This is a genomic window from Mesorhizobium sp. USDA 4132 (genome assembly GCF_056279545.1).
The window spans coordinates 1,183,527-1,203,047 of record NZ_JBWCCP010000002.1; the positions used below are offsets into that span (position 1 = coordinate 1,183,527).

Below are 19,521 nucleotides of genomic sequence, written 5' to 3' on the forward strand. Positions count from 1 at the left end.
GAGGCGCGCCACTCCAGGGAAGATCAGTTGCCGCCGGAACCGGCCGCATCGACGGCCATCCGGCTTGAAACCACGATCTCGTCTGGTCTTTCGATAAGAGGAGCTTCTTGCCAACCCGTCATCGGCACGCCAGCACTGCGTTAAACTTCCGTTAAAAGGACGTTTCGCCGACAAAAAAGCCCCCATTTCAGGGGGCTTCAATTCTGGTGATCCTTGCCGAGAGCCGGTGTCAGGGAGTCAAGACGGCGGCGATCGCTGCGGGGACATCGGGCAGGCCGAACCCGAAGAAGTAACTCATCTCGAGAGTATCTTCGCCATCGGCGTTCATGCAATCGGGAGTAAGAGCGCGCATTCCGGGCGCTACGGTCGCATCCAGGCGGGAAGTGGCCTGAAGGATCGACTTGACTGCGGGGCCTGAGAGCCGCGCATCGCCATCATTCTGGCTCTTATGTGCCCGCTGGATCAAGGCGCAGATGCCCCCCACCTGTGCGGAAGCTCCGGACGTGCCGCCGAACGTCGTGTAATAGCCTCCGCCAATACCGGGATTGGCTCCGAATGGCACAATCGACGACCATGGATCGGCCCCCCGGTTGTAGCCGAATGCGCCGGCAAGATCGGTCGTCAGCAACGAGAAGTGCGAATACTGATATTCCCGCAGTCCGAATGCCTGATAGTCATGCTGCGCGGCGAAAGGAGAGAGACGATCGATACGCAACTGATGACGATTGAAAACTTCGCCGTCATCGGATGGCGAGACGACCGTAAGCCCCTCGCCGTAATTGCTGTATCCTGAGCGGTAGCCCTCGACCGTCACCGCACCGACTGCGATGACCCCGTTGTCATCGGCAGCCAGACTGGCCGGATAGATCAACTGGCTTTCACCGCTGTTTCCCGCCGCGCAAACGATCGGGATATGGTGGCTGATGGCGACGATGAGCCTCTTGAGGATGTGCCACGCCCGATCAGGGTTTGATCCCTTTTGCGCAGCTTTGGGCTCCAGCTCGGCACCACCATGTTCGGCCAGCGAAATACGGGCGAACAGATCGGCAGCGACCTGATTTTTCCAGCGTTCGAGATCGGCCTTCAATTCGTTCTTCGGAATGACCCGGCTGCGTTTCGGGTCCGGTAAGCCGCGTGGCATGACGATGACGTCGACGCGCTGATGGTACGCGTAGAGAAACGCGGCGATGAACTGCAGGACATCGTCCTCGAACGACGTCCTGATCGAGATCACCCGCGACAAGGGATCGACACCGAAATAGGGAAGAACATTGCGATTGGCGCTCGGGCATGGCGTGCCGCCGTCACCGTAGAATATGCCTTCGGGGAGAGCGGGCGGGACCTCGTCCTGCGTCGCCACGGCCGGTTCGCCGACGATCAGCCCGGCGCAGCAGGTGCCATGGGAAGCAAAAAGCGACTCCGGCTGGAACAGCCGGCGGACGACGCCCTGCGAGGCTGCATATTCCGCGACGATATCGTCGAGATATTCCCGATCATCGTTGGACAGGCCGAGATTTCCGAGCGGGGTGATATCAAGCCCGGCGAAGAACGCCTGCTTTTCTTCACGATCGAAGGAAGTGGTTGCGTCGAGGATTTCGGCGACGCGCGAGCCGTAACGATGGGTCGTGAGGTCGATCGAGGCTTCCCGGTCAAGCCGCGTCGCCAAATTCGGATGATCGGGCGCTATTCCGACATCGATCAGCGCGACGCGGGCGGGATGGATAGGACCGGCAGCCGCAATCGTATCCCAGACACTTCCCGCGATCTCCGGGTCAGGGACTGGGGATGCGGCGGTCTCGTTTTCGGACGGCGGTACGATCGGCGGCGAACCGTAATCGGCGTCGATGACGCCCAAGGCCGTCAGATGCCAGAGATAGTAGTAGTCCATCGGTACAGCTTGCAGCGCTTCCATGTCGGCGGACGTCATGACCTTCGTTCTCCCCAAAGAATAAAAACCGGCCTCAAACCCATTCGTCGTGGACCGCCTGGAAAAGCGACCCGAACGCATCATGAAGGTATGGGGCGAAGCGACGCGCCAGATCCCGGCCAGCTTGCGTATCGCTCGGATAATGCAATCCGGCCCATTCGCGATTTTCAGCGACGTTCTGCGCGATACGGGCGAGGTCGTCCGTCGCGGGATGTTCCGGCAGGATCGTCGAGAAAGCGAATACGATCGAAAAGCACTGGAAGGCATGGTTGCTGGGATAGGACTCGTGCACCGGCACGGGCAGAAGCGGCCGCAACAGGGATTCGAACTGGTTCGGCCGAAGCCTGTTGAACTGGCTTTTGTAGAGAAGCCCGACATATTCGCAGGCGGTCAGGATCGCCTGAAACAATCCCTCGGTCTGTTCGAACCCGCCGATGTCCTCGATATGCAAGGCGCGGGTGAATTCCGACACGGAAATTGTCGCCTCAGCTTGGATGTCGGGCAATCGCCTCGCCCGCTCACGATCGCGCCGCTGCATGGAAAGTAGTACCGCTGCTTCCAGCCGGGTGTAGTCCGGGCCGGGCGGCGGCAGGATGTCGAGCATTTCCCAGGTAAAGCGCCGCGCGGCCGTGAACGCGTTGCGCGACGGCTGCTGGTGCAAGCGGCGCAATTCAAACGCCGGAATGAGCTGCGATACGCCGAGGCTTGCGCCGTCCATCGTCGACTTGTTTTTGTTCTTATTTTTGTTTTTATTTTTGTTCTTGTTCAGCGCGGCCTTGTTGAGGACCGACTTGTTCGCAACGCTCTTGTTGAGGACGGAGGCAGCTGCCATTGTCGCCATCATCAACGGCGGTTCGTCTATGGGGGGACCTTCCTCAGGCAAAGGAGCCGGCGCAGCGGGCGGCGGTGCTAGCGCCTCCGGAATGGGGGCCTCGACGGGCCTCGGCTCGCAAGGGAGCACCGTGTCGGGTTCAACTCTAAATTTATAGGAATTCATAAACTGAACAATCTTTGATTGCGCCTCGAAAGTTGCTTCCCCTACCATGCCCCAGCCCCACTCAAATCGGATCATCGGTAATGTTGCCTTAGCGAATTCTGGCGCCGGCCTTGATCAAGCCGTCGAGCAGCAGCTTTCCGCCGCCGGTACTGAGCAATGGATAGCCCGTGCCGCGAAACGAGGTTATGGAAAACCCGTTTTCAACCTTATCAAGCCGTTCCACATATTGGTGCGCCGCCTCCAAATTGCCCGCGTGAGCATGGCTGGAGGCGAGATAGCGCAACAGGCTATTGAAGTTCGGCCGGGAATGCAGCGCATCCTCGCCTGCCGCGATCGCTGCCACATGGTCACCTGCCAGCCCGGCACTGATGCATTTCGTGGTATCGAAGTAATATTTATGGGCACTGTAGACGCCGAGCTCCTGAACCCACCGCGCCATTGCACTGGCCTTCTCCGGCTGCCCCGCATAGCAGTGCAGCATGGCATAGAGATCCCATCCCAGCGGCAAGGCCGGGTTCAGGCGGATCGACTTCTCGAACAGACCGGCCGCGTAGTCGTATTCCCGAAACAGGAACGAATGAACGTGTCCGACCAGCGCCAGGGAGACGGAATTATTCGGATCGAGTTCAAGGGCCTTTCGCGCATAGGCCTGGGCCTCTTCGATCAGATGGGCATCCAGCGCGCTGAAGCGCTGGCCGACCTGGAATGTGCGGATGAAGGACAGCCAGGCGAAGGCAGAGGCTCGCGGCTGGTATTGAATCTGCTCCTGCAGCTGCCTTTCCGCTTTTTCGAGATCGCCTCTCGAAAGCCGAAAAATCGCGTTGACCGCATCGATGAAGAGACCATCGCGGCCGAGGCGACCGTCGCCGGCGCTCAGCTCCTGAAACAGCGACAGCTGGTCGACCGCCTGGCTGATCAGAGCCGCGGCGATCCCGTATTCGGACCGCTCCATCTGGGTGCGTCCGATCATACGGCTGCCAAGCCATATGATCCTGTTGTCCAGCAGATGCTTGATCGCCAGCTCTACCAACACCTGACTGCCATCGTACGTCAGCCGCAGTTGAAGACACAGTGGCAGGCCCATCTTTCGATCCGGTTGGCCAAGGTGCGGATCGAAGGAGAGATCGGTAATGCCGAGCCCCAATCCATCGAAGATCGCCTTGGCGAGCAGGTTCTGAAACTGCAAAGCCGCGATCTGTCCGCCATCTCCGGCGCCAACGACAATCGGCGGCTGGAGAGCGATGGTCCACTGGATATTGTCCGGGGACGGCGGCTTGTCCGGATCATTGCCTGCAGTGGCCGGGGGAATATCGGTCGGGCGCTGGTCGGGCAAGCCTGTCAAAGGCAGCAGTGCCGATAGCGTGCTGACGTCGCGGCGGGGCTGCTGGCGAGGCTCGAACACGTCGTCGACGCGCCCTTCTTCGATGCGTCGGTACCAGTTCTGCCTCTCGACGGTCAGCCAGTCTTCGAATTCAGGATCGCGGATATCCATGCCTTCGAGCAGTTCATCGGTGATCTGATCCGCAAGGCGCTCGCTGCGGAGCATTTCATCGGTGTCGAGCGCGATGCTGTCCATATCCAGCCACACCGTGTTCTTGTCGGCGATGATGAGATCGCGACACGAACCCAGGGCTTTGTGAATATCCAGCAGGGCCTGTCTTAGGCTGGCAGCCGCCTGATCCTCGGAGCGGTCGCTCCACAATTTGTCTCTCAGCCAAACCCGAGAGCGGGATCCTCGCGCAGACAGAGCAAGCATTGCAAGGATTGCCTGGGCCTTCTGGGACCTGGGTGTGGCAGATTTCCCCTTGTTATCGACAAGGCTGAATGGGCCAAGCAGGTACATCCGGAACACTGCATGTTTTTCATCCATGCGATCCATCGGTCCAACTCGTGTTGTGCCCCTTTCGATGATATCATCGAACCCAGGCCGCCCGTCCGACAGGCAGTCTGACACAAAAGCGTCCCTTGACAAGAGCGCGACAGGCGCACTTGTGCTTCGGTAATGCATGCCAGCGTTGTGGCCATCAACGAATTGAAGCATGAAGAGCATCCCAGGAAACCGTAGGATTGCCCTAGCGCGCCGCTGTCAAAGCAGCGTCAAAACAGCGTTAAAAAACGAGGCCTGACGCGTTGCACTGAAGCCGAGCCTTTACATTTTCTCGGGTTGGAGAACCGTCGTGTTGATCCGAGACGTCCGGTTTCCCCGATAGTGCAACCGTCCCTTCCGACAGCTCGACCATGGTCAAAAGACATCTGCCTGCCCTTTTCAGGGCAGCGGCGGCAATGTGCCGTTTCCTGGAAATGGGAGCGGCTGATCCCATGGCCAGTTGACCTATAATACAAGGGATCCCTTGGCCATTCATCCTATCCGTTCTCCGTGACAAGCCCCCTAATATTGGTAGGGGTCATCCGCCATTTTGGGTAGGCACGTTTACAGTTTGCTGATCGCTTGCAGCACGTGCTTCATGGGTAAGTGCCTTTCAAAGCAGCTCCACCGCATTGCCGCCCACCAGTTTGCGAATATCGGACCTGGGCACCTGCAGGTCGAGCAGGTCGTTGACGATGGCGCGGTATCCTTCGACCGGACGCGGCATCTTCACGAGGCCGAGGTCGGAGCCGAATATCGTCATCTCCACGCCCGCCAGATCCACGAGGCGGCGCAATTCAGCAGCGTCCCACCGGGCTGGACCGCGCTCGTTGGGGATGAACATGCAGATGGAATGTTCCATATAGACGCCAAGCCGGCTCAGTTCCCGGATATCGTCGTCCGAGCAGCCGATGACATAGGTGGGATGATTGATCATCATCTTCTTCACCCCACGCCGCTTGGCTTCCGGATAGAGCACTTTCAGCTCGTCCACCGAGAGATGCCCGCTCGAGAGAATGATGTCGCCGGCAGCGATCACGTCGAGAACTTCATTGGTTTCCTTGGTAAGCTTGCCGTTCTCGTCAAGCACGCTCAGCGGAATGGGCGGCAGCATCGGGTCGGCGCTCTTTGGATAATTTTTGGTCTCGTTGGCGCTCTTGTCGATATGGTTCGCCGCCGCGAATGTCGGCATCCAGACGATCTTGCCGCCGAGTTTGACCGCGTGATCGACCGCATGCGGATTGATACCGCCGCTCGCATTGTTGAGCGCGACACCGGAATAGAGGCGCACGCCCGCATCCGGATAGAGCGTCTCAAGCAGCTTGGCATGCGCCATGCCAGGGTAGAAATGATCCTTGTAGACCAGGGCGGAAAAGCCGGCTGCGGACGCCTCGACCATGGCTTCGTAGTGATCCAGCAGCCGCGGGAAGACCGCTGGCCCGCTATGGCAGTGGAGATCGACAGCGCCGACAAGAAGATCAGCGATTTCGGCGTTTCTGTCGGTGGTGGCGGCGGACGCTTCGGTCATGCAAAGTACTCCCTTAAGGGCTGATAATCGGATCAGCGTGCGGTGTTGCCTGGCGCGGGATATTCGTTGGCATTCAGCACCCAGCCGGGTTTGGCGGAAAAATCGGCGCGCGGCGGGCTGAAGATGTCGACCAGGACGTTCTTCACCGGGTCCATCGACCGGGACGTGTGGATGGCCGGGGGCGGAATGACGGCGACGGAGGGCGCTGCGCAAAGCTCCGCGTCGTCCGGCCTCCAGGCATTGAGATCGCTGATCCAGGGCCAGCGCAGGTAATGGATGTAGGCGCCCGCGACGCAGAGCGAATACTGTTCGAAATCGTCGTGGAAGTGCGGCGACATCCTGGTGATGTCGCGCGGCCCACTGCCGGGCAGGAAGTTCACCATGATCGTCGAGCAGCGGAAGATGATGCCGAAGCGGCCGGGTTCCGGCGGTACGTCAAGGCTGTATTGACGCAGCTTGTGGCCGCCGACCGGGTCGGGCCAGGGCTCGAACGGCGGGACGTTCGGGTCTGGGCTCAGATAGGAGTCCGCGTTCGAGCATTTGGCGACGAGATCGTCGGCGCGGGTGGTGATCAGCCGGATCACCTCGCCGTCGCCTTTCAGATGCACCTCGCTGTCTCCGGGCGGAACGACGACGAGACAATAGCCGCCAACCACAATGCTCTGACCGTTCCAGCGGACCTCGACCGGCGTATCCTTGTTGGGAAGCAGAACCACATATTCGTCGACCTGGTCGGTCCTGGAAAGCACGAGGCCGGCTTTGCCCCTGGTGTGCGCGACCACAAGGTTCTGGCCCCGCGCATAATAGGTCTCGCTGCCGCCCGTCACCTCCTGCGGCGGGGCATCATAGAAACGGGCATATTCCGCGCCCTTATAGGCGGCGGGAGCGGGATTGCTGCGGGCCGTTGCAGTATTGAGCGCCGCCCGTGGGTCATTTGCTGCGTACATGTCCAATTCCTGACGTGATCGTTTCAGTTGACGGCCGCGCTGAATTCGGCGCGGATCCGGTTGGCGCTGGCGCGCAAAAGGGCCTGATCGGAGGAAACGATGAAGGCGCTTGCGCCGTCCGCCCGGAACGGCGCGACCTCATCCACCGAGCCGACCATGATGCAGATGGGTTTGCCGGCATTGCGGGCGGCGGCCATGATGCGCGCAACAGCATCCTTGACCACCGGCTCGCTCGCCGACTTGGCGCCGAGCGAAACCGTCAGGTCACCGCGGCCGATGAAGATCCCGTCGAGCCCGTCGACGGCCACGATGGCCTCGATGACGTCGATCGCTTCGCGATCCTCGATCATCGCCAGCACGGCGATATCGCGATCCTGCGCCTCGATATGCGCCCACATGCCGGTCGTGCCATAACCGCCGGCCCGCGGCGAATTGGAAAAACCGCGGGCTCCGCCGCGATATCGGCTGGCGGCCACCGCGACGCGGGCGATCTCGACTGAGGCTACATGCGGGACCAGCACACCGCTGGCGCCGCAATCGAGCACCGACTGGATGGCGCTCGGGGCCGACGAGGGCACCCGGACGAGGCCGGCGATATCGTTCGCCCGGCATCCCAGCAGGATCTGGTCGGTCGCGAAACGATCGATCGGCGCGTGCTCTTCGTCAATGACCACGAAATCGAACCCCGCGCCGCCCAAGATTTCCGAGGCATGGCTGGTGGGTGTCTTGACGAATGTGCCGAGCAGTTGCCGAGACGCCCTGAACCGCGCCGTAAACTCCGTCCGTGGCATATTTTTCCTCCCTGAGGCCGCTTTGTTTCTGTGACTCTGCGGCGTTTGGCGGCATTCGGCGAGGGTCGGCGTGGGGACATTTCAATGACTGAAATACAATCCGGCGGACCTGTTCAGCCGACCGGCTTGACCAGCTTGAACACCGCCTGCAGCGATGCGACAGCCTCGTTGCCCACTTCCACAAGCCCGTCCAGGAACACCAGCGTGCGCGTTTTTCGGGTGACGCGACAGCGGGCGATCACGAAATCGAACGGCCGCACGGCCGCGAGGAACTGCACGTTGAGCTGAACCGTGACGGACCGCACCGGCGGTGCATCGGGGTCTCGACCGCGCGACAAGGTTTCATGGAGCGTGCCGCCCAATGCCTGATCGCAGAAGGTCGCGAGCGCGCCTCCATGCATCACGCGCGCATTGTTCAGCGTCTGCGGCGTGCAGAGTAGTCCGAAGAGGATCTGGCCATCCTCCTGCTTCTGCCAGAACGGCCCGACCACATCGGAGAAAGGGTTGGACCGGCGCTTCGTCCAACCTGCCGCGGCAGGATCGAAGGCGGCCTCGGAAACCGGGTCGAGACCATCCATCAGGCGGCCATCCTTGCCGCTTCGAGCGACAGGATCTCGCGGGCTTCCGCCGGCGTCGCGGGCTCGGCCCCGAGGGCCCTGATGATCTCCACCGCGCGTTTGACCAGCGGCGCACTGCCTTCGGACAGAACACCGTGTTCCAGGTAAAGATTGTCTTCCAACCCGACGCGGCAATGGCCGCCGAGGATGACCGACTGAGCGACCATGGGCATCTGAAAACGGGAAATGCCGAAGGCAGACCAGATGGCGGCCGGCGGTATCAGCGAGCGCATCAGAAGCATCGCCTCGGTCGTCGCCGGAGCGCCGCCCGGAATCCCGAGGCAGAACTGGAAGAATGGCGGTTGCGGCAGGTGCCCGGCTTCGAGCAGCCGCACCGCGACGCCCACATGGCCAATATCGAAAACTTCAAGCTCCGGCTTCACACCGGCCGCCTGGATGGATTTCGCCATGGCGATCAGATGCGGCGGCGTGTTGACGATCGCCCGATCGCCGAAATTCATGGTCGCCACATCCAGCGTGCAGATATCGGGGCGCAGGCGCGAGACATGGTCGGTGCGAACGGTCGGAGACAGGACAGGCGGCACGGCAGTCTCGTCCAGTGTCGGCGCATAGCCAGCGCCCGGACCGGCTGTCAGATTGACGATCACGTCCACTCCGGAGTGGCGGATACGCTGCATTACTTCCTCATAAAGTTCGAACTTCATGGAGGGGGCGCCTGTCTGCGGATCGCGGACGTGGATATGCACCGAGGCAGCACCGGCCCTTGCGGCTGCAATCGCCTCATTGGCGATCTGCTCGGGCGTAATCGGTACATATTGGCTGTTCCTGGATAAAGCACTGCCGCCCGTGACGGCACATGTCAGCACAACCTTACGCTTCATTGGATCCCTCTTTGGGTTGGTCACGATTGGACACAGCGAGGCCTGCCCCGATCGAGCACGCCCAGCGGATCAGTGTTGATTGTGGCTCAGTAGCCGGCGCTATTGAGGTTGCGCATATCCACTTTTATGGCGGATGCGGTCTCGAGCATGGGCTGGATTACGCTCTCCACGATGCGATCGGACGGAACCGCGGTACGATAGAAGCCGACCCCCATGCAGGCAGAGCAACGCTGACCGTCGAGGATCGGGACAGCCACGAAATCGAAAACCCGCCGCGGTCCGCCGACACGGGCATAACCGCGCTTGCGGGTTGCCCTGAGGTCCCTCAGCACCCGCGCGGCATCGAACGGCTTGCCCTGCCCGCGGCGCTGCTGGGTCAGTGCGTTCAAAAGCAGCGCACGCTCCTCGTCATCGCAGAACGCCAGGTAACACTGCCCCATCGCGGTCAGTTCCAGATCCAGGAACCGGTGCAGCACGGGAAACGGATAGGACCAGGGACTGATCGGCGCCGTGGTGAAACTGACCAGGATGTGGCCGTCGCGCAGCGTTCCGAGGCTCACGGGCCACTTGATATCGTTGGTCAACGCCACCGCCCGCGACCGTGCCGCCTCGATCAGCAACGGCGCGCCGCTGAACCCGGAAGCAAGCGAGACGACCTTGGAGGTGACGCTATAGCCGCCGACGAAATTGTCGCGGACGACGTAACCTTCGCTGATCAAGGTTTCGAGCATTCTGACGATCGTCGACTTGGAAAGGCCCGTTACCTGATGCAGCGAACCGATGGTGGCGATACGCTGGGCATTGAGCGCCTGAAGCAGCAGCAGAACCCGGCGGGCGGATTCGACTGGGGCATAGGACGCCTTGTGTTCGTCGACGCTGCCACGCAATGAGTTAGCCCTGCAATGAAGATCGTTATATTTCGGCAGCTGCGGAGATCTGGCCGGTCTCTCCTTAAGCTCGCTATCCAGCATCCAGAACTCCTCCCAGAATTCCCTCTGCACCAGTCTCCCAACCAATGCCTAAGCAAACGGTAGTCCCCGCCGGGCGATGAGGCCAGAGGCTTCTTTTTTTCATTTCAGCAGATGAAATGAAAACGGTCACGATTGCTGCCGGCGGAAGGCCAGCGCGATGGCGCCGGAATAACAGGCGGCAAGCGCCGCGACGCCGACGATGGGAATGACCATGCCGACAAACGTCGCCGCGGTTCCGATGACGAAACTACCGACCGCGGGACCGCCACGGATGATCATGCTGTAGATCCCCATCACACGGCCGAGCTTGCCGGGCTCACTCTCCAGCTGCAGCAAGGCTTGTCCGGCGATCCCCGCATACATGTTGGCGAACGACATGCAGAAGATCGCAATCAGCGCGAGGTGAAAGTTCGGCGTCAATGCGAGCACGGCAAGAGCGGCGGTGGCGCAAATCGCGGCAAACGCGATACCGAGCAGGCCCCTCGCACTCGGCGGTCGCAGCAGGGTTATCGTGCCCGAGACCACCGATCCGAAGGCGGAAGCCGCCATCAGTCCCACGAACCCGTCTATGCCTTTTGCGAACAGGGCGTCGGAGATGGCCGGAAGCATCTGCAAGATCCCGTTGACGCTGATCCCTGTCATCCCCAGCAGCCCCAACGTCACCAGAAGGCTTTTGTGGCGAAGCACATAACGAAAGCCATCGGCGGTGCCCGATCGCTGAACGCCGTCCGAGGGTCGATCGATACCCTTCTGGACCCGGATCATAGCCAGTGCATAAGAGAAGAAGGCGATTGCCGCGGCACTCGCCGCAAAGGTTACGCCGACATTGACTTTACTGATCAACAGCCCGGCGATGATCGGGCCAACGAACCGGGCGAGGTTGAAACTCAGTGCATTGACCGCCACTGCCGCATGCAGATAGTCCGCAGGCACGATTTCCCGAATGAGCGATAACCGCGCCGGCTGTTCGAGACTGCTGGAAATTCCAAGGATCAGGGTGAGCCCGAGCAGCACTTCGACGGTGGTGAGCCCCAGCCACGAGAGCAGGGCCAGCGCCACGGACTGCAGGATGGCGACCGATTGGGCCGAACGCAGTACCTTGATCTTGTCATGCGCGTCGGCGAGCGAGCCGGCAAAGCTGCTGAGGAAGATCGACGGCAGCATGTCGGCGGCGGCAATCAACCCGAGCCAGAATGGCGACTTGCTGAGCTCCCATGCCAGCCATGCGACGCCGATCTTCTGCATCCACATGCCGAGGACGGAGATGATGCTCCCGATGGCGAAACGGCGGTAATGCGGGTCCTTCAGGGTAAGCAGAGGGTTGTAGCGTCCGACCTTGTCAGCGCTCATCAGCACAGCCGGAAAAAATGGAAACTCAGCAGATATTGCAAGTTTCACCTGTGAATATCGGGGTTGGTCGATGGGCGGGAAACGCCGTCCGGCTGTTTGCCGGATTTCGATGAGTTACAACCCGGACGGTCGAGGGGTCCACCTTCGCCGCGCGGCGATTTCACGACATGAAACACGATCGCGCCATAACACGTGGTAAAATCCGCCCGGCAACGATGGAGAAGCTCTCAATCCTCTTCTGCAAAAACGACCCTGCGGCGGTTGCGGATCGCCGGAAACAGCACCGCAAAGAGTGTCACTGCCGCGACAAACAGCAGGCCGGCGGTGAGCGGCCGCTGGAAAAACACCAGCGGATTGCCGTCCGCCAGCAGCATGGCACGCCGCAGGTATTCTTCCAGCAACGGTCCAAGCACAAAGCCCAGCAGCAGGGGCGCGGGTTCGCAATCGAGCTTGGTAAGGCCGTAGCCGACCACTCCGAAAATCGCCATCACGACCAGATCGAACGGATTGTTGCCGACACTGTAGACGCCAATCGCCGAGAAACCGATGATCGCCGGGAAAAGGTAATGGTTGCGCACCGAGAGCAGCTTTACCCACAGCCCGACAAGCGGCAGGTTGAGGATCACCAGCATCAGATTACCGATCCACATCGAGACGATCACACCCCAGAACAGAACCGGCTTCTCATTGACGAGATTGGGGCCCGGCGCCACGCCTTGCAGCATCAGCGCGCCGATCATCAGCGCCATGATCGCGTTCGAGGGGATACCGAGCGTCAGCATCGGGATGAAGGAGCTCTGGGCGCCGGCATTGTTGGCCGATTCCGGACCGGCAACACCGGCGATCGCGCCGTGGCCGAACAGTTCGGGATGGCGGGAAATCTTCTTTTCCAGCGCATAAGACGTGAAGGACGACAGCATCGCGCCACCACCCGGCAGGATTCCGAGAATGCAACCGAGCCCCGTCCCCCGCAGGATAGGCCAGGCTGACTCCTTGATATCCGCCCAGGTGGGCATGAGGCCGGTGACGCGCGTGGTCAGCACATCCCGCTCCTGCTCCTTTTCATCCTCGAGACCACGCAGGATTTCGGCGATCGCATAGACGCCGGAACCGAAGGCGATAATCGGAATGCCATCCGCAAGGTCAAGCGTGCCGAGCGTCAGGCGCATGCTGCCGGTATAGACATCGGTCCCGACGCAGCCGAGCAGCAGGCCCAGCACGATCATGACAAGTCCCTTCAGTACCGAACCGTGCGCCAGCGCGATCGAGGCCACGACCCCCAGCACCATTAGCGCAAAATAGTCCGAGGGACCGAAGCTGAGAGCAAGCGAGGTCAGCGGCAGCGCAAACAGCGCGATAACGAGCGTCGCGACGCAGCCGGCGAAGAACGAGCCGAGCGCGGCGATGGCGAGCGCTGCCCCTGCCCTGCCCTGGCGCGCCATCTGGTAACCGTCGATGGCGGTCACCGCCGATGTCGCCTCGCCAGGCAGGTTGATGAGGATCGCGGTGGTGGAACCGCCATATTGGGCGCCGTAATAGATGCCGGCCAGCATGATCATCGAGGCCTCCGGCGCAAAGCCGAACGTCACCGGCAGCAGGATGGCGATCGTACCGAGTGGACCGATGCCCGGCAGCACACCGACGGCCGTGCCGAGCAGGCAGCCGATGAAGCAGAACATCAGATTGGAAGGCTCAAGAACCGCCCCGAAGCCGAGCGCGAGATTGGCAAAGATATCCATGGCGTTTCTAACCCGTGATCAGGTCGCCCCAGAGGGCGATTGGCAGGTTCAGGAGATAATGGAACACCGCCACGCAAAAGACGGTGAAACCGACGGACAGCAGAAGGGATTGGCGCAGGGTGGCAAACCGGCTGGCAAAACTGGAAAAGAAGATCGTCAACGCCACTGCGGCCACCAGACCCAGCGACTGGATGGACGCTGCAAAGACCAGGGGGGACCCCATGATCAGAATGGACGCCTTGACCGGGGCGAACCGCAACGGCTGGGCGCCTGCGGGGATCGGCGTGAAAGCCACGGCCAGGGACAGGAACCCGAGCACGATCGAGAGCATGACGGGAAAGAACCCGGCCCCCATCTCGGCCGCCGTACCGATCTTCAACGTTTCATAAGCGTAGATGCCGACAGCCACGCTGAAACCTACGAAAATGGCGGCGAAAGTGACATTTCGGCGACTGAGCGGGCGGTGCTGTCGCGTTGCGATGGCCATGCTGTTTTCCTCCTCAACGGCATTCGATCGGTACGATATGGAAATTAGCTCTGAGCCTGCGAGCTGCCCTCCGGCAGCAGGGCCTCCCGCAGATCTGCCGGCATCGTCGTCGTCGGCTCCTGCCCCTTGAACAAATGGGTAAACACCTTCGACTGGATCTTCCAACCATCCGGCCAATCGCGCACGACAACTTCGAGAACGTCCGAAATGCTGTTTGGCCCGTTGATGGGCAGGACCGGCAAGCCATCGACCGCATAGATGGTCATGATATATCGGATCGTCGCCCGATCTCGGCTCTCGATCGAAACGATCGGGTTGTTGATCAGATGGCGCGCAACACGTTCGCCCCGGCTGCGGCGCCAGTCGTAAAACGCCTTTATCTGCTCCCGGCCGACAAAAGCGGAAGGGCCTGACCCGAACACGCCATCCTCGGTGAACATCATATGTGCACCGGCACCCCAATTGGTGTCGACATCGTTCCAGTACTCGGTGACGAGGGACAGGATTTCGGCCTTGGCAGTCAATTCCGCGAGTGCATCCATTTCCGGTTCCAGCTTTTACATGAAGTAGAGTTCGAGGGCATTTCGACCGCCGATGCGTCGCCGCATGACCGGGTCAGGCACCCATTCGGAAAGCGCCGCCACGGTCTCTCCGTAGGTCACGTTGTTTTCGTAGGCGGCAAAGGGCCAGTCGCTCGCCCAGACCAGCCGCTCCCCGCCCGTCCGCTTCACCAGCTCCCGCGCGCAATCCACGGCGGCCGAGGGCGGCTTGAACCGATAACCCGCCGAAAGCTTGACCCAGGTATTGCCACGATCGATCGCGTTGAGGACGAGGCGAAATCCGGGATCGTCCACACCCTTGCCCGCCTCCGGCATGCCCATATGATCGATCACCACGCGCGCGCCCGCTGCCTCGATCTCCTCTATCATCCGCGGCAGTCGATCCGCCCGTTCGATCAGGTGCACGTGCCAGCCGAGATCGGCGACCCGCCGCAGCAGCCGGCGATAGTCCGGCGAGGTGATATCCGGCGCCTCCGCAAGCGTTCTCCACATCAGCCGGATGCCGACGAAGCCGTCGTCGCGCATCCGCTCCAGCTCGTAGATGCCGATGGACGGAGAGACGATTGCCGTTGCCCGCAGGCGGCGATATCTGCGCAAAGCATCACGAACGTAGTCGTTGTATTCGCCATGCAAGCTGGCGGCAGCCACCACCCCGAGCGAGATGCCATGGTCGTCGAGCAGCTTGATCAGCCGCTCGGTGCCTGCATCTTCCGGCGGTCGGTGCCAGGCGTCAGGCGCCAGCGGCAGGTCCGTCGTATAGATGTGAAAATGTGCATCCACCAGCGGCGCGTCGGCGGGCCGATGTGACCGGACAAGGGTATCACTCGACATCGGATGCGCTCCCGGATTTCGTCAATCTGCCGGCCGCCGCTCTCGGTCTCGGAGAGACCGAAGGACTATTCGCTCCGGATCTTGTATTTGGTGATGATGTTCCGCCACAGCGCTTCTTCATCGACGACGATCCTGTGGAACTCCTCGGGTGTGGTCGGCGCCGGGACCTGGCCCGCAACGGCGAATTTCCGGATGGCGTCGTCCGACTTCAGATATTCCGTGAGCACGTCGTTGATCTTCTTGACGACCGCCGGGGGCGTACCCTTGGGCGCCATGATGCCGCCCCACGGTACGGCAACGAGATCGAGCCCCGCCTCCTTCAGGGTCGGAACGTTCGGCAGTATCTTGACCCGGTTGGCGGAGATCACCGCGAGCGGCTTTAGAGTGCCCGCCTCGATGTGTTTGATATAGGCATCACCGAGATAATCCACGGAGAGATCCAGGCTCGCCGACAGCATGTCGGTCACGATCGGCGGGCTGCCCTTATAACTGACAAGCTTGATGTCGATCCCGGCCATATCCATGATCGCGGTCTCGATCATGTGACCGTAGGAGCCGATGCCGTTGTTGCCGGCGCTCACCTGCGAGGGGTGCTCCTTCACATAGGTGATCAACTCGCTGAAATTGTTGGCCGGAAAATCCTTGCGGGCCACCAGCACCATGTCGCCCACGGAAAACTGGATGATGTGTTCGAAATCCTGCAGCGGCTTATAGGCCAGCCCGGGCATGGTGTTGGTGAAATTGGCAGCCGGTCCCGGATAGGCGGTGACCAGCGTATAGCCGTCCGGCTTCTGGCGGGCCACGTAGCCCGTGCCGATCGCACCGCCAGCCCCCGGCTTGTTTTCGACAATGACCGTTTGCCCGATGCCCTTTTCCAGCGCCGCGGCCACCAGCCGCGCCAGATAATCGCTGCCTGCCGAAAAGGCGTGAACCAGAGTGACCGGCTTGTCCTTCGGCCATTCCGCCGCCAGCCCGGCACTGCTCGCTGCGTTCACACCCGCGAACGCCAGCAAGGCAAGACCGATGGATGTCAGTATCCTGCGCATTGTTTCTCCTCCCTCAACCCGGATCGGCGCTTGATGCTTCTTGTTCCGGTGGATTTGGATCATAGACAAAAGCCGAGCCTCGGCTATTGCAGCGGGGCATCTGTTTCAAAGGTTGAAATAGGGATCTGCAATCGGTGGAGGCCAGGGCGAGCCTTTTCGAGTTCGTCAACGTGGGTGACGTGGGAGAAATGGTCCCGGCAATGACCTTGAGGAGGATGAGGACTTGCGTCGATCAGCTCACCGGCGGAGAGCCGTCTTCGTTGAAGCTCTGCCAGATCTCGGAAGCACATGAGCGCGACAGGCAAATCGCAAACCGCGATAGTGACTTGATTGAGCTTTGAAATAATGGTGCTCGGAGGCGGATTTGAACCACCGACACGCGGATTTTCAATCCGCTGACACACCCGATAAGCTATTGAGGAACTTAAAGTGAATACCGCGCTGCGCTAAAAATGCGCTAGTTTTATGAGCCGGCTATACACCTGAAGCTTTTCGCAAAGCTTCGTTTATCCGACCCTGCCAACCTTTTCCGCTTGCGCGAAATTTAGCGATTACATCTTCGTCCAATCGGAGAGTGATTTGCTTTTTGGGATGCTCCAACGATGGGCGCCCACGCGATTTGCGATGCTCCTCCATCGCCTTGAAGAACTTTGCCGGTAGCACGTCCATCGCGGGGCGCATGTTGTCGAGCTCTTCCGCGGTTAGCTCGGGAAAATCGACAGCATCCCAATCTTCCTTCGTGTAACCACGACCCGGTTCAAAACTCTTCATTTTTTGATTTTTGGTGGCCATGGGAGCTTCCTTCTTTCCTTTTCACTTGCTGGGCGAAAGTTGATAATCGATATTGCTTCAGTTCCGAGTGTCGCAAAAATGGCTGCGGCTGTCCCATCGCGAAAGTAACCGATGGCCTTCAAGCGTCTTTTGCCAAGAGCATCTGGTTTGCCTTCCTCTGTGACGGCGCTCGCCCAATCGAGATCGCTTACGTCAGCAAAATCGAAACCATGCTTTTCGAGGTTGGCCAGCCGCTTGGGCTCGTCCCACATTTTCTTCATAATTTAATGTAGCTAGGGATATCAAGCCGCACTTAACAGCACGCACAGCGGCTCCATATCGCTTGGCGCCTTCATATAACTGCTAAGAAAACGCCTTAAAAATCAACCTGATCCAGCTTTGCACAGCAAGCCAGCGCGACGTCTCCGACGCCTGCCGCGTGGATCCCGCAAGCCGCGTGACGGGCTCATCCCGTTTGAGTGCCGGATCTCGCAACGGCCTGATTTTGTTGATGATAGGTCCGAGTTCGGCCACTGGGAAGGCGATCTGCTGATCTTCAAACGCGAACTTGGCGAGGCCAACATCACTTCGCTTGTCGAGCGCAAGAGCCGTTACACGGTGTTGATCAAGAACCGCAGTCGCCACTCGCGGCCGATCATGGACAAGATCATCGACGCGTTCTCGCCCCTGCCATCTTTTGCCCGTCGCAGCTTTACCTTCGACCGCGGTACCGAATTTGCCGGCTTCCGGGCTTTGGAAGACGGGATCGGCGCCAGGAGCTGGTTCCGCGACCAAACTCACCCTGGCAGAAAGATGCCGTGGAAAACGCCAACAAGCAGGATCCGCCGCTTCCTGCCCGGTAACACCGACCTATCGAACATCACACAGCAACAGCTCGTCGACCTCGACCATCACCTGAATGCGCAACCGCGCAAACGCCTCGGCTATAAAACACCGGCCGAAGTGTTTATCGCCCATTTGCGCGAAGGTGGCTGATCCCCTACCCTGCAATCGGCAATGACGCACTTGGTGTAGATTCTCCAAAAAATCGCTCCGGTCGAGAGGGCGGCGTGATCACCTCGGCCTGGTCGGTCACCCCAGAGGACAAGCGCTTCGCAGAAGGTCAGCTGAGCCATATCCGCTCGGAAGCCGAAGCCTATCGTAAGGCCTGTGGTGTGGCTGGATCCGCTGGCGCGCTTAGCCCTCGGCGAGTGGAGTGCGCACAGGTCTAGCCCTGGGCTCTAGACGCTCGTCGTCGGACGATTTGATCGCGTCACCGCCACTCTGCGAGGTTTCCGGCATAGGTCAGCTTATCGACATTGACGACCAAGTCGCCGGTATTCTGGATGATGTGACGGACAACCGCCGAACCGATAAAGCCGGCTCCGCCGGTAACCAGAATTTTCATTCCCGTCGACCCTCCTGGTGGGTCAGCCGATGGCATTATTCAAAACCTTGACGACATGTTCCTGCTGCTCCGCGGTCAGGTCAACCCACAACGGCAAACGCACAAGCCTCTCCGACTGCATCGTGGTCATCTCCAACCCGCCCTGCGTGCGGCCATACCGTTTCCCGGCAGGCGACGAATGCAAGGGCACATAATGGAAGACCGAGAAAATCTCATTCCTCTTCAACTCATTCAGCACGTTTTGACGATCAATCTCCGGCGCCAGCAATACGTAGTACATGTGGGCATTGTGCTGGCAATCATCCGGCACGATGGGCCGGCGAAGCAATCCCTTGGCCTCAAGCGGTTCCAGAAGCGCGTGGTAACGTTGCCAAATGTCCAAACGGTGATTGGTGATGCGCTCGGCTTCTTCAAGCTGGGCACATAGAAAAGCCGCGATCAGCTCACCCGGCAAGAATGAAGAACCCACCTCCTGCCACGTGTATTTATCGACCTCGCCTCGAAAAAAACGACCACGATCCGTGCCTTTTTCGCGGATGATTTCAGCGCGCACCGCCAAAGCGGGGTCGTTCACCAGCAGGGCTCCGCCTTCCCCTGAAATTACATTCTTGGTTTCGTGAAAGCTGTACGCCCCGAGATTACCAATGCTGCCTAGCGCCCGGCCTTTATAAGCCGCCATCACGCCCTGTGCCGCATCCTCCACGACCTTGAGACCATGTCGTTTGGCAATGTCCATGATGGCGTCCATCTCGCAGGCTACACCCGCATAGTTTTGGGCGCTATGCGATGCTGTCACTCCTGTGCCCGGATTGAAGGACTCTCCACTTTGAGCGTGGTATGCA

19 protein-coding genes, 1 tRNA gene and 1 pseudogene are annotated in these 19,521 nt (G+C 60.3%); 1 reads left to right on the top strand and 20 read right to left on the bottom strand.

All coding sequences use genetic code 11. The features are described 5' to 3' along the window. Positions 1 to 229: 229 nt before the first annotated feature. The 18 genes from ACZ9IU_RS28270 to ACZ9IU_RS28355 all read right to left on the bottom strand — a co-directional run bounded on the left by ACZ9IU_RS28270 (position 230) and on the right by ACZ9IU_RS28355 (position 17,552). Positions 230 to 1,927, bottom strand: a complete 1,698-nt coding sequence (locus tag ACZ9IU_RS28270; RefSeq protein ID WP_051900413.1) for a S8 family serine peptidase — start codon at positions 1,925 to 1,927, stop codon at positions 230 to 232. A 34-nt stretch (positions 1,928 to 1,961) separates the two neighbouring features. Then, positions 1,962 to 2,972, bottom strand: a complete 1,011-nt coding sequence (locus tag ACZ9IU_RS28275; protein WP_040124565.1) for a phosphatase PAP2 family protein — start codon at positions 2,970 to 2,972, stop codon at positions 1,962 to 1,964. Between the two features lie 40 nt (positions 2,973 to 3,012). Beyond that, positions 3,013 to 4,965: an AfsR/SARP family transcriptional regulator gene (locus ACZ9IU_RS28280; protein ID WP_157885294.1), complete on the bottom strand. Its 1,953-nt coding sequence runs from the start codon at positions 4,963 to 4,965 to the stop codon at positions 3,013 to 3,015. Positions 4,966 to 5,404: 439 nt separating this feature from the next. Then, positions 5,405 to 6,319 carry a DUF6282 family protein gene (locus tag ACZ9IU_RS28285; RefSeq protein WP_040124562.1) on the bottom strand — a complete coding sequence of 305 codons (915 nt, stop codon included), beginning with the start codon at positions 6,317 to 6,319 and terminating at the stop codon, positions 5,405 to 5,407. A 32-nt stretch (positions 6,320 to 6,351) separates the two neighbouring features. Beyond that, a complete protein-coding gene (locus ACZ9IU_RS28290) occupies positions 6,352 to 7,266 on the bottom strand; it encodes a cupin domain-containing protein (RefSeq protein ID WP_040124561.1) in 915 nt (304 codons plus the stop codon). 23 nt (positions 7,267 to 7,289) lie between these two features. Continuing rightward, complete coding sequence (locus ACZ9IU_RS28295) at positions 7,290 to 8,057, bottom strand: HpcH/HpaI aldolase family protein (RefSeq protein ID WP_040124560.1); 768 nt, start codon at positions 8,055 to 8,057, stop codon at positions 7,290 to 7,292. A 113-nt stretch (positions 8,058 to 8,170) separates the two neighbouring features. After that, on the bottom strand, positions 8,171 to 8,635 hold the full coding sequence (locus ACZ9IU_RS28300) for a PaaI family thioesterase (protein WP_051900411.1): 465 nt from the start codon (positions 8,633 to 8,635) through the stop codon (positions 8,171 to 8,173). Beyond that, positions 8,635 to 9,516 (bottom strand): beta-keto acid cleavage family enzyme, encoded by an 882-nt coding sequence (locus tag ACZ9IU_RS28305; protein WP_040124559.1) that lies wholly within the window; start codon positions 9,514 to 9,516, stop codon positions 8,635 to 8,637. The genes ACZ9IU_RS28300 and ACZ9IU_RS28305 overlap by 1 nt, the downstream gene beginning before the upstream one ends. An 86-nt stretch (positions 9,517 to 9,602) precedes the next feature. Continuing rightward, entirely contained in the window at positions 9,603 to 10,403 is an 801-nt protein-coding gene (locus ACZ9IU_RS28310) for a helix-turn-helix domain-containing protein (protein WP_051900409.1), read from the bottom strand. A gap of 210 nt (positions 10,404 to 10,613) precedes the next feature. Next, positions 10,614 to 11,837: an MFS transporter gene (locus tag ACZ9IU_RS28315; protein ID WP_040124558.1), complete on the bottom strand. Its 1,224-nt coding sequence runs from the start codon at positions 11,835 to 11,837 to the stop codon at positions 10,614 to 10,616. Between the two features lie 227 nt (positions 11,838 to 12,064). Then, positions 12,065 to 13,576 carry a tripartite tricarboxylate transporter permease gene (locus tag ACZ9IU_RS28320; RefSeq protein ID WP_040124557.1) on the bottom strand — a complete coding sequence of 504 codons (1,512 nt, stop codon included), beginning with the start codon at positions 13,574 to 13,576 and terminating at the stop codon, positions 12,065 to 12,067. 7 nt (positions 13,577 to 13,583) lie between these two features. Continuing rightward, on the bottom strand, positions 13,584 to 14,063 hold the full coding sequence (locus tag ACZ9IU_RS28325) for a tripartite tricarboxylate transporter TctB family protein (protein ID WP_040124556.1): 480 nt from the start codon (positions 14,061 to 14,063) through the stop codon (positions 13,584 to 13,586). A 44-nt stretch (positions 14,064 to 14,107) separates the two neighbouring features. Continuing rightward, the gene (locus tag ACZ9IU_RS28330) at positions 14,108 to 14,605 is read right to left on the bottom strand and encodes a nuclear transport factor 2 family protein (protein WP_040124555.1); all 498 of its coding nucleotides are present in this window, start codon (positions 14,603 to 14,605) and stop codon (positions 14,108 to 14,110) included. 15 nt (positions 14,606 to 14,620) lie between these two features. Further along, positions 14,621 to 15,454: an amidohydrolase family protein gene (locus tag ACZ9IU_RS28335; protein WP_051900403.1), complete on the bottom strand. Its 834-nt coding sequence runs from the start codon at positions 15,452 to 15,454 to the stop codon at positions 14,621 to 14,623. A gap of 65 nt (positions 15,455 to 15,519) precedes the next feature. Next, on the bottom strand, positions 15,520 to 16,500 hold the full coding sequence (locus ACZ9IU_RS28340; protein ID WP_040124553.1) for a Bug family tripartite tricarboxylate transporter substrate binding protein: 981 nt from the start codon (positions 16,498 to 16,500) through the stop codon (positions 15,520 to 15,522). Between the two features lie 346 nt (positions 16,501 to 16,846). Continuing rightward, positions 16,847 to 16,916, bottom strand: a tRNA-Phe gene (locus tag ACZ9IU_RS28345). A gap of 58 nt (positions 16,917 to 16,974) precedes the next feature. Further along, positions 16,975 to 17,292 carry a BrnA antitoxin family protein gene (locus ACZ9IU_RS28350; protein ID WP_040124550.1) on the bottom strand — a complete coding sequence of 106 codons (318 nt, stop codon included), beginning with the start codon at positions 17,290 to 17,292 and terminating at the stop codon, positions 16,975 to 16,977. Further along, positions 17,268 to 17,552: a BrnT family toxin gene (locus ACZ9IU_RS28355; protein WP_040124548.1), complete on the bottom strand. Its 285-nt coding sequence runs from the start codon at positions 17,550 to 17,552 to the stop codon at positions 17,268 to 17,270. The genes ACZ9IU_RS28350 and ACZ9IU_RS28355 overlap by 25 nt, the downstream gene beginning before the upstream one ends. Before the next feature lie 118 nt (positions 17,553 to 17,670). On the opposite strand from ACZ9IU_RS28355, the gene ACZ9IU_RS28360 reads away from it, so the two are divergent. Beyond that, positions 17,671 to 18,267 carry an IS30 family transposase gene (locus tag ACZ9IU_RS28360; RefSeq protein WP_437179072.1) on the top strand — a complete coding sequence of 199 codons (597 nt, stop codon included), beginning with the start codon at positions 17,671 to 17,673 and terminating at the stop codon, positions 18,265 to 18,267. A gap of 280 nt (positions 18,268 to 18,547) precedes the next feature. On the opposite strand, the pseudogene ACZ9IU_RS28365 reads toward ACZ9IU_RS28360, so the two are convergent. Next, positions 18,548 to 18,679: pseudogene (locus tag ACZ9IU_RS28365) on the bottom strand (NAD-dependent epimerase/dehydratase family protein); the annotation flags it as partial. Positions 18,680 to 18,701: 22 nt separating this feature from the next. Continuing rightward, positions 18,702 to 19,475: a dTDP-4-amino-4,6-dideoxygalactose transaminase gene (rffA, locus tag ACZ9IU_RS28370; protein ID WP_498957828.1), complete on the bottom strand. Its 774-nt coding sequence runs from the start codon at positions 19,473 to 19,475 to the stop codon at positions 18,702 to 18,704. Positions 19,476 to 19,521 lie beyond the last annotated feature (46 nt).

What these genes read in the sequence shown, in the direction of transcription:
- ACZ9IU_RS28290 (WP_040124561.1), bottom strand. Translation starts at nt 7,266, where the DNA reads ATGTACGCAGCAAATGACCCACGGGCGGCGCTCAATACTGCAACGGCC.
- ACZ9IU_RS28275 (WP_040124565.1), bottom strand. Translation starts at nt 2,972, where the DNA reads ATGGTAGGGGAAGCAACTTTCGAGGCGCAATCAAAGATTGTTCAGTTT.
- ACZ9IU_RS28305 (WP_040124559.1), bottom strand. Translation starts at nt 9,516, where the DNA reads ATGAAGCGTAAGGTTGTGCTGACATGTGCCGTCACGGGCGGCAGTGCT.
- ACZ9IU_RS28280 (WP_157885294.1), bottom strand. Translation starts at nt 4,965, where the DNA reads ATGCTTCAATTCGTTGATGGCCACAACGCTGGCATGCATTACCGAAGC.
- ACZ9IU_RS28335 (WP_051900403.1), bottom strand. Translation starts at nt 15,454, where the DNA reads ATGTCGAGTGATACCCTTGTCCGGTCACATCGGCCCGCCGACGCGCCG.
- ACZ9IU_RS28315 (WP_040124558.1), bottom strand. Translation starts at nt 11,837, where the DNA reads ATGAGCGCTGACAAGGTCGGACGCTACAACCCTCTGCTTACCCTGAAG.
- ACZ9IU_RS28270 (WP_051900413.1), bottom strand. Translation starts at nt 1,927, where the DNA reads ATGACGTCCGCCGACATGGAAGCGCTGCAAGCTGTACCGATGGACTAC.
- ACZ9IU_RS28320 (WP_040124557.1), bottom strand. Translation starts at nt 13,576, where the DNA reads ATGGATATCTTTGCCAATCTCGCGCTCGGCTTCGGGGCGGTTCTTGAG.
- ACZ9IU_RS28285 (WP_040124562.1), bottom strand. Translation starts at nt 6,319, where the DNA reads ATGACCGAAGCGTCCGCCGCCACCACCGACAGAAACGCCGAAATCGCT.
- ACZ9IU_RS28300 (WP_051900411.1), bottom strand. Translation starts at nt 8,635, where the DNA reads ATGGATGGTCTCGACCCGGTTTCCGAGGCCGCCTTCGATCCTGCCGCG.
- ACZ9IU_RS28355 (WP_040124548.1), bottom strand. Translation starts at nt 17,552, where the DNA reads ATGAAGAAAATGTGGGACGAGCCCAAGCGGCTGGCCAACCTCGAAAAG.
- ACZ9IU_RS28340 (WP_040124553.1), bottom strand. Translation starts at nt 16,500, where the DNA reads ATGCGCAGGATACTGACATCCATCGGTCTTGCCTTGCTGGCGTTCGCG.
- ACZ9IU_RS28295 (WP_040124560.1), bottom strand. Translation starts at nt 8,057, where the DNA reads ATGCCACGGACGGAGTTTACGGCGCGGTTCAGGGCGTCTCGGCAACTG.
- ACZ9IU_RS28330 (WP_040124555.1), bottom strand. Translation starts at nt 14,605, where the DNA reads ATGGATGCACTCGCGGAATTGACTGCCAAGGCCGAAATCCTGTCCCTC.
- ACZ9IU_RS28325 (WP_040124556.1), bottom strand. Translation starts at nt 14,063, where the DNA reads ATGGCCATCGCAACGCGACAGCACCGCCCGCTCAGTCGCCGAAATGTC.
- ACZ9IU_RS28350 (WP_040124550.1), bottom strand. Translation starts at nt 17,292, where the DNA reads ATGGCCACCAAAAATCAAAAAATGAAGAGTTTTGAACCGGGTCGTGGT.